The organism is Halomonas sp. 3D7M, assembly GCF_014897885.1.
Lineage (GTDB): Bacteria > Pseudomonadota > Gammaproteobacteria > Pseudomonadales > Halomonadaceae > Vreelandella.
In genome coordinates this window covers 1-1,629 of the sequence record NZ_JABUZF010000072.1, presented here as the reverse complement: position 1 = coordinate 1,629, position 1,629 = coordinate 1, and the positions used below count along the sequence as shown (strand labels likewise).

The 1,629-nt window shown below is 58.5% G+C and carries 1 protein-coding gene; it reads left to right on the top strand.

From position 1 onward, the window contains the following. Positions 1-94 precede the first annotated feature (94 nt). Entirely contained in the window at positions 95-1,282 is a 1,188-nt protein-coding gene (locus INT22_RS02440) for an IS110 family transposase (protein ID WP_226912347.1), read from the top strand. Positions 1,283-1,629 lie beyond the last annotated feature (347 nt).

The window sequence follows — 1,629 nt, the reverse complement described above, 5'->3', positions numbered from 1 at the left end:
GTAGACATGATGGATTGACCTGCCCCTCCTCAACTTCGTGGGTTATGTTGAGGTTGAGGCAACAACGCAGAGCCACTATTAAGGGAGGCAGGTCATGAAACAGTCTAGCGTAAATCAACCGTCCTTTGGTGAACGCCGTAGCGGCGCTGGCAACGTCCATGCCGCTTATATCGGCCTGGATGTGCACAAGGCCACCATTGCCGTCTCTATCGCCGAGGCGGGGCGGCTCGAGCCCGAGTTTCGTGGCGAGATTCCTAACGAATCCAAGGCCATTGACAAGATGATTCGCCAGCTCAGCCAGCGGTTCAACGGGCAGCCTCTGTTGTTCAGTTATGAGGCTGGCCCTTGTGGTTACGGCCTCTATCACCAGATTCAGGCCAGCGGCCATGATGGCGAAGTGGTTGCCCCATCACTGATTCCTCGTCGTGCGGGAGATCGCGTCAAGACCGACCGACGAGACGCCGTCATGCTGGCCCGTCTCTCACGTGCTGGCGAACTCACGCCGGTCTGGGTGCCCACGCCCGAGCAGGAAGCCATTCGTGATCTGACACGTGCCCGTGAGGATATGAAGGCCATTGAGCTTAAAGCACGTCAACGTCTGAGCGCATTCTTGCTACGCCACGGCAAGGTCTACACTGGCAAAAGTAAGTGGATACCGGTTCATTTTCGCTGGCTCGAGACCGTCCGCTTCGATAATCGGATTCAGCAGATCGTGCTACAGGAGTACATTGAGGCCGTGAGAGAGGCTCAACGACGCGTTGCAGGGTTAGAGAAGCAAATGGAAGCGGCGTTAATGGAGTGGTCACTGGCCTCGGTGGTTCGGTCGCTAATGGCGATGCGTGGGATCAGCCTGATTACCGCCATGACAGTGCTGGCCGAGCTGGGTGATATCAGCCGGTTCGACTCACCGCGGCAACTGATGGCCTACCTGGGACTAGTGCCCAGCGAGCACTCCAGTGGCGGTAGTCGCCGACAGGGAGGCATCACTAAAACGGGTAATGGTCATGTGCGTCGTGTGTTGGTGGAGGCCGCCTGGAGCTATCGCTTCCCCGCGCGCAAGACGCGCATTATTGAGAAGCGAGCCGAGCAGACCACGCCGACGGTGCAGGCAATCGCCTGGGAAGCACAGAAACGACTCTGCGGACGTTACCGTCGATTGGCGACCACGGGCAAGATGAAGCAGCAGGTTATCACCGCCGTCGCGCGCGAATTGACGGGGTTTATGTGGGCGATTGCCTGTGAGGCTATGGGCAAACCGCACGGAAGCCGGGCAACCGCATGACTATCACGTTCCAGTGTCTAGGTGTCAGGGAGCGTCGGGCCGGTGGGAGAACCCCTGGCCCTCCTATGAGGCCCCGCCCTCTGGGGCTGGGTGACCCTCGCTTGTAGAGCAGGGTAGCTCCGCGACGAAGTGATGACAGGTCGGTAACCAACCCACGAATACCAGAGAGATCCACCGTCGCAGATAGCCCTTCGCTTCCTGACCCCTAGGCATTGAGGACAACCGAATGAACGAAAGATAACCGTGCCCTTGACAGGTCAATCCATACCAGGAGGGAGCTTCAGCTCGCGAAGATCACGCCACATAAGCAATCTAGCCACCCCGTAGCGCGTATATGGACTCCTCCT

Coding starts and splice junctions, on each gene's coding strand:
- INT22_RS02440 (WP_226912347.1), top strand. CDS start 95: ATGAAACAGTCTAGCGTAAATCAACCGTCCTTTGGTGAACGCCGTAGC.